Origin of the sequence: Streptomyces sp. SID3343, from assembly GCF_009865215.1 — a bacterium.
GTDB lineage: Bacteria > Actinomycetota > Actinomycetes > Streptomycetales > Streptomycetaceae > Embleya.
On the sequence record NZ_WWJX01000047.1, the window covers coordinates 25,569 to 31,859 of the forward strand.

Genomic DNA, 6,291 nt, shown 5'->3' on the forward strand with positions numbered 1-6,291 from the left:
TCGATCGCGGTTCCGGTCTTCGTGGCGACGTTCGAACCAGCGCGTGCCGGCTCAGCCGGCGGTGGGCTCTTGTCCGGCGGCCCGTACGGCGGCCTGTCCGTCCAGAGCCATTGCGGCCTCCAGCGAAACCAGACGCGAGTTCTGCAGCGTCGCGACCTCCCAGCGGTCGTTCTGCCAGATCACCGCGAACAACTGCAGGAAGTGGCGGCTCGGCAGCGGCTCCTCCTCGCCGGCCATCACCATGCCGAAACGGTGGTGCACCACGCCCCAGCCGGGCCCGACGATCCGGGCGAACGACACCTCGCCCCGCACGAGCCGGGAGCCCTTCAGCACCGTGTCGAAGACCGGCTGCTGAAACGCGATCACTGCGTCGCGTCCCTTGTGGACGGTTCCGTCGAAGTCCACGAGTTCGGCGTCCTCCGCGAAATCGGCGGCGAACGCGGCGGCGTCGCCGCGGTTCCATCCCTCGATCATCCGGGCCGGGACAGCACTCAGAGCTTCAACCGAAAATTCCATGTCATGAGCCTTTCTCCTTGCTGCGTCTTCAGCCACCATCCTCGCCGGGCCGGACAGCCGGCTCGTTGACCATGCGTGCACAGTCGTTGGATACGCGCGCCCCCGGGCGATGACCGTAGGTGGCCTTGAACAGCCGGCTGAAGTGCGCCGGGTCGGCGAATCCCCAGCCGGCGGCCACCGCGGCGACCGTGGCGTCGGTCCGGGCCAGGTCCGCGCGGCATCGCTCGAGGCGCCGCCGGCGGATCAGGGCCGCCACCGTCAGCGGCTGATCCTGGAAAAGCTTGTGCAGGCGGCGTACCGACACATGATGTGCCGCAGCCACCTTGGCCGGGGTGAGGTCCCGGTCGGACAGCCTCGCCTCGATGAAGCCGATGATCCGCGTGCGAAGAATCTCGTCGGCGACCGGACGCGCGTCGCCCAGGCGGGCCGACAACATCACCGCGATCAGCTCGATCACCGCGGCCGCCGACCGGTCCGCTTCGTGGGGGCGGAATCCGTCCAGGGACCGCGCCATGTCGCGTGCGAGCGAGGACACCAGAGCGCCGGGGCCGCGGTCACCGCGAATTCGCACGCCGGCCAGTCGGGCGGCGTCGTCGGCTCCGAGTCGCAGCAAGTGCCGCGGCACCAGCATGGTCACGTGTGTGCTCTCGGAACTGGCGAACCGGACCGGCCGCACCGGGTCGATCAGGACCAAGTCCGTAGGGCCCAGCACAGCGGTGCTGCCACCCTGCTCGGCTCGCACCCGTCCTCGTGTCACCACCTCGATCTGCCACAGCTCGCTGTCCGTGGCGCGGGCAGACCGCGCATCGCGAAAACACTCCCCCTGCGGGGTCACCAGCTCGGCCAGCCGCAAGGAACCCAGGTCACGGCTCACGACGGTCGCTTGGAAGCCTTCGCCTGGGGGCCGGCCGCCGCGCAGGGGCGGCAGACCGCTCTGTTCGAGCGTCTCCAGAAAGTCGTCGGCGCTGTTCATCCGACACCGGTACGCACGAAGCCGTGCGGAGCCTCGTCCTGCAGCCGACGGGTGACGTCGGGTGCCGGCCCGTCCGGCGGGTCGCCTGTCTGCGCTGCGTACGTGTGGTGCGGCAGCCGGTCGGCGCAGTCGGCCCACCGGCTCGCGGGCACCCACCGAACCAGGCTCCGGCCCGCCCGGAACCGCGGCACCCGACCCTCGCTCTCGCCGAGACCATCGCCATCCTCGAACATGCGAAAGCGAACTCCTTCGTATCGGTCGGATCGTCACTGTAGATCGGGATCGGGATCGGGATCGAGCACGGACATCCATGCTCTTCCTCGACGCCACACCCACCATGGTGCCGGCCTGCACCGGAGTCGCCGGAGCCCCGGACTCGTCCGGTGTAGCTGCCGTTCGGTTCTCGGCGGTGCATACGGTCGGACGAAGTCCGCTTTGCCGTACGGAGAACGTGCAAGTGCGCCGGGCCCACTTACGACGCCCCGCGCATGGCTCGCGCACGCCTGTACGCCCCACGCACGCCCCACCGACAGGCCGGCCAGCCTGTCGGCCTGTCGGCTGGCCGGCCGGCCGGCCTGTCGGTGGAGATGCTCGGCCGACTGCGCTGAAACCGGGCCGTGCGCCGGCAACCGTCAGGGCCGGCCCGGTACTCCAGGATGTGGATCTGCCATGTCGCCGTGCGCACAGGCCCGTTGCCCGTTCCCGCGCCCTCGTCGCCGACCCAGGCGTCGAGGCCGCTCGTGTGCGGCTTCCCGCGGACGCCGGCTACGAGAACGTGCCCGTGCCGGTCCGGGTCATCGCCGGAAGCCCCCTTCGCTGTTGATCACTTGTCCGGTGATCCATTGGGCGTCGTCGGTGGCCAACCAGGCGATCAGTCGGGCCGGGTCGTCGGGGGTGCCCCAGCGTCCTGCGGGGAGTCGGGAGCGGACTGCTTCGTGAAGGTCGGGGGTGGCCCATCCGGTGTCGACGGGGCCGGGGTTGACGGTGTTGAGGGTGATGCTGCGGTCGGCGAGGTCGGCGGCGAGGGAGCGGGTGATGGAGGCGAGCGCGCCTTTGCTGGTGGCGTAGGCGATCTCGTCGGGCATCGGCCCGAGGTCCTGGCCGGAGGTGAGGAAAACGATCCGGCCGCCGGGGCGACGGTCGTGCCGGGCGGCGAACGCTTGGGAGAGAAGGATCGTGGCGCGGGTGTTGACGGCCCAATGCGCGTCGAGCATGGCGGCGTTCAGGGCGCCGAGGCGTCCGTCGCCGCCGCTGCGTGCATGGTTGCAGACGAGGATGTCGAGGTGTCCGAGGGCGTTGGTGGCGGCGTCGATCAATTGCTCGGGGGCGGTGGGGTCGGCGAGGTCGAGACCGAGGTCGCAGACCCGCCCGCCGCCGGGGTGCGTCCGGGCGAGTTCCGCAGCGAGGGCCTGCGGGCCTTCGGGGTCGCGTCCCCACGGCTGGTCGGCGTCGTGGTCGGCGTGATGATGGAGGAAGAGGTCCGCACCGTAGGCGGCCAAGCGCCGGGCGATGGCGAAGCCGATGCCCGCGCGTCGGCTCACGCCGGTGATCACGGCGGTTCGACCGCGCAGCGGGGACGACTCGGGAACCGATTCGATGGACGTCACGGCAGTTCACTCCAAGAGGCTGATTGTCGCGGCGTGGTGCGCGGCTGCCGACGTCGACCGCGCAGGCGACCCGGTCGTCGGCGTAGTCGAGGAACCGCTTGGGCTCCTCGCGGGTGAACGGCTGCGCCTGCGGATCATCCTCGCACTCCGGACAGACCCGCTCTACCGGGTTCGGATCCTGACGGTCGTGCCCGTCGACGCTGTCACCCCGGGACCACCGGGCCCGGGACGAGAAGCAGCTCTCTGACGCAGGGCAGTCGGCATCCTGGAGCAGAGCGGACGGGCCCCGTAGTCTGCGAGCATCCGAGGGTGTCGTGTTGGGGGCGGGAGTCGGTTGTTACGTCTGCGATCGGTGAGCAAGCGCTATGGCCGTGGCGATTGGGTCCTGAAAGATGTGGATGTGGAGGCCCCGGCCGGTGAGTTCGTGGCGTTCGCCGGCGGGAACGGATCGGGGAAGTCGACGCTGTTGCGGATTGCGGTGGGCCTGTCCCGGCCGACCCTCGGCACGGTGGCTGCCCGGCCGCCCGTTGTCGGGTACGTTCCGGATCGGTTCTCCCCCAACGAGCGTATGTCGGCCGCGGCGTACCTGACGCACATGGGCCGTGTCCGTGGGCTGACCACCTCGGCCGCCTCGGTGCGGGCCGGCCGATTGCTGGACCGGCTCGCCCTGGTGGGCGGCGAGGACGCCCCCCTGCGGAGCCTGTCGAAGGGCAACGCGCAGAAGGTCGCCCTGGCCCAGGCCCTTCTGGTGGAACCCGGGTTGCTTGTCCTGGACGAGCCGTGGTCCGGGTTGGACGCCGACGCCCACGGCGTGCTCGCCGAGATCATGACCGAGGTCGCGGCCTCCGGCGGCACGGTCGTGTTCACCGATCATCGCGAGTCGGTCACCCGCGCCCGCGCCACCCGGACGTACACGGTCCACAAGGGCCGCGTGTCGTTGCGGGGACCGGAGCCGAGGGCTGCCGAGCAGCGGCCCACGTCCGACGTCGTCCTGACCGCGGGCAGGGACGGCCGAGTGCCGCAGGACCTCGCCTGGGAGCAGCTGGACGGCGTACTGACGGTGAGCCGGGACGTCACGGGTGTAAGGATGCGGGTGGGACGCGAGTCCACCGACGCTCTGCTGTCCACGGCGCTCCGATACGGCTGGTCCGTCGAGCGCGTCACCGGGACGACCACGGACCGTCACCGAAGGCCGAACGCGGCGACGAGCGGGGACCTTTGGTGATCGCGCTCATCCGCTACACCTTCGCCACCGTGCTGCACACGCAGCGCTATCTCGCCCCGCTGCTCGTGTTCATGGGCCTCATGGGCGTGCTGACCGTCAACGGCAGCGGCCCGCTGCCCCCCGCTTACGCCTCCTCCGCCGGCGCGCTGTTCGTCTGCTCGACCTGGTTGACCATCGCTTTGACGAGCCTGGACGACCCATCGCAGCGGGCGATCGTCGTCGTCACCGCGGGCGGCCGGTCGCTCACGGTTTTGCTCGCGGCGATCGGCACGGCCCTGCTGAGCTGTCTCGTCCTGATGGTCTTCGGACTGTTCTTCCCGTTGTGGATGGGCGACTACGTGGTCACCGCCGCCGACCTCCTGCTGGGCGTCGAGGCGCAGCTCACCTGTGCCCTCGTCGGCATCGCCATCGGCGTGCTGTGTTCGCGGCCGGTTTTCAAACGGCAGGGGTACGCGCTGGTCGCCGCTCTCGCACTGGTGATGGGAGCCCTTTTCGTCAAGGGCATGCCTCCGGTCAACCGCCTGTTCACCCTGATGTCCGCGACGCCCGACGCGGCGAGACTACTGGCCCCTGCCGGCGTCATGCTGTCGATCTCCGCAGTGGTCCTGGCCGTGTTCACCGCCGGCGCGCAGTTCGTCGCCGGGCGCAGGGAATAGACCGCCGGCGCGCATCCGTCCCGGGACTCGCCGCCGGGCATCCGGTGGCCGTGGTCGCCCATCCGATCGTCTGCTCGGCTTGTGGCGGCACGGGTACTCAGCCGGGAGGGCTCCCCGGGGGGCGCGCGCCTTCGGGCTGCGCGTAGTAGCCGGCGACGTTGCAGTGCAAAGGGCCCCATACGCCCGGCTTGTCGAACTCGCGGAAGTTGATGTCGACGTCGGCGACGGGTCGACCGCCCGGAACGTGGGCGTTGGCCGCGGTGCAGCTGAGTTGGTGGATCGCTTCGACAGGCACTCGGCCGGCGTCGAAGGGCACTGTGAGCGTGACCGTGCCGTCCCCGGTGTCGACGTCGACCCGGCCGGCCAGGCCCGCCAGGGCGGTCATGAATCCCTGCCGCCGTTCGGCCTCGGTCGGTCCCTCCAACAGCAGGGCGACCGCTTGGCCCGGGTCGAGGGGCTCGTCGGCGGGTCGGGATACCGCTTGGACACCGGAGGACGACACGAAGAACAGGCGAGCCCGGTCGGGGACGGTGCCGACTTGGGGTACGCCGCCGGCCGGGGGCCCTACTCCGTGTGGCGTCGTGGTGGAGATGCCGCATCCGGCGACGAGGACGGCCGCGAAACCGACCACGAGGACGGCCACGACGACGGTCACGGTGGTGGGAAGCTTCACTGATCCTCCGGACGCTGGTATCCGACCTCGCCCGACGACGCGGGCTCGCCGTCGGAATCGGTTGCGGGTGCGCTGCCGGCAGCGAGGTGTCCCGGGTCCGGTGCGGCGGTCGGCGGCGCGAAGGGGAGTTCGATGGTGAACACGGTGCCCCCGGCCGCGATGTTGGCCGCTCGTAGGGTGCCGCCGTGCAGGTGGATGTTCTCGCGGGCGATGGCAAGTCCCAGGCCGCTGCCCTCGGATCGGGTCCGGGCCGAGTCGGCCTTGTAGAAGCGGTCGAAGATGCGTTCGAGCACGGCCGGGTCGAGGCCGCGGCCGTGGTCGAGCACGTCGAGGGCGACTCGGTCGCCGGCGCGGCGCAGGACGACGCGGACGGGGCTGCCTCCGTGGCGCAGGGCGTTGCCGACCAGGTTGGCGAGGGCGACGTCGAAGCGCCGAGGGTCGAGGACGACGCGGATACCGTCGGGGAGTTCGGTCTCCACTTGGTCGTTCCAGCCGCGGGCCCGCAGGGTTCGGCGTACCGCAGTGGCGACGTCGACCTCGTCGGTGTGCAGGATCGCGGCTCCCGCGTCGAAGCGCGAGATCTCCATGAGGTCGTCGACCATGCGGGCGAGTTTGCGGGTCTCCTGGGCCACGAGTCGCAG

9 protein-coding genes are annotated in these 6,291 nt (G+C 70.7%); 3 read left to right on the plus strand and 6 right to left on the minus strand.

The window, feature by feature from the left end; all coding sequences use genetic code 11:
- Positions 1–51: 51 nt before the first annotated feature.
- From GT354_RS02080 to GT354_RS02095, 4 genes are all read right to left on the minus strand, one after another.
- Entirely contained in the window at positions 52–516 is a 465-nt protein-coding gene (locus GT354_RS02080; protein ID WP_161354424.1) for an SgcJ/EcaC family oxidoreductase, read from the minus strand.
- Between the two features lie 28 nt (positions 517–544).
- Positions 545–1,489 carry a helix-turn-helix domain-containing protein gene (locus tag GT354_RS02085; protein ID WP_161354425.1) on the minus strand — a complete coding sequence of 315 codons (945 nt, stop codon included), beginning with the start codon at positions 1,487–1,489 and terminating at the stop codon, positions 545–547.
- Entirely contained in the window at positions 1,486–1,722 is a 237-nt protein-coding gene (locus GT354_RS02090; protein ID WP_161354426.1) for a hypothetical protein, read from the minus strand. Before GT354_RS02090 ends, GT354_RS02085 begins: the two co-directional genes overlap by 4 nt.
- Positions 1,723–2,283: 561 nt before the next feature.
- Complete coding sequence (locus tag GT354_RS02095; protein WP_346011799.1) at positions 2,284–3,096, minus strand: SDR family oxidoreductase; 813 nt, start codon at positions 3,094–3,096, stop codon at positions 2,284–2,286.
- Between GT354_RS02095 and GT354_RS02100 the strand changes: the two genes are divergently transcribed.
- The 3 genes from GT354_RS02100 to GT354_RS02110 all read left to right on the plus strand — a co-directional run bounded on the left by GT354_RS02100 (position 3,086) and on the right by GT354_RS02110 (position 4,977).
- On the plus strand, positions 3,086–3,343 hold the full coding sequence (locus GT354_RS02100; protein WP_161354427.1) for a hypothetical protein: 258 nt from the start codon (positions 3,086–3,088) through the stop codon (positions 3,341–3,343). The two genes, GT354_RS02095 and GT354_RS02100, sit on opposite strands and share 11 nt — an antisense overlap.
- Before the next feature lie 96 nt (positions 3,344–3,439).
- Positions 3,440–4,321 (plus strand): ABC transporter ATP-binding protein, encoded by an 882-nt coding sequence (locus GT354_RS02105; protein WP_237534290.1) that lies wholly within the window; start codon positions 3,440–3,442, stop codon positions 4,319–4,321.
- Positions 4,318–4,977 (plus strand): hypothetical protein, encoded by a 660-nt coding sequence (locus GT354_RS02110; RefSeq protein WP_161354429.1) that lies wholly within the window; start codon positions 4,318–4,320, stop codon positions 4,975–4,977. The genes GT354_RS02105 and GT354_RS02110 overlap by 4 nt, the downstream gene beginning before the upstream one ends.
- 97 nt (positions 4,978–5,074) lie before the next feature.
- On the opposite strand, the gene GT354_RS02115 is transcribed toward GT354_RS02110, so the two are convergent.
- Positions 5,075–5,650, minus strand: coding sequence for a hypothetical protein (locus GT354_RS02115; RefSeq protein WP_237534288.1), 576 nt, complete (start codon positions 5,648–5,650; stop codon positions 5,075–5,077).
- Positions 5,647–6,291, minus strand: a 645-nt coding sequence (locus tag GT354_RS02120; RefSeq protein WP_161354430.1) for a HAMP domain-containing sensor histidine kinase, incomplete at its 5' end; no start/stop codon positions are given. The genes GT354_RS02115 and GT354_RS02120, both read right to left, overlap by 4 nt.

Excerpts from the sequence above, each read along its gene's own strand:
- GT354_RS02080 (WP_161354424.1), bottom strand. The coding sequence starts at position 516 with ATGGAATTTTCGGTTGAAGCTCTGAGTGCTGTCCCGGCCCGGATGATC.
- GT354_RS02085 (WP_161354425.1), bottom strand. The coding sequence starts at position 1,489 with ATGAACAGCGCCGACGACTTTCTGGAGACGCTCGAACAGAGCGGTCTG.
- GT354_RS02090 (WP_161354426.1), bottom strand. The coding sequence starts at position 1,722 with ATGTTCGAGGATGGCGATGGTCTCGGCGAGAGCGAGGGTCGGGTGCCG.
- GT354_RS02100 (WP_161354427.1), top strand. The coding sequence starts at position 3,086 with ATGGACGTCACGGCAGTTCACTCCAAGAGGCTGATTGTCGCGGCGTGG.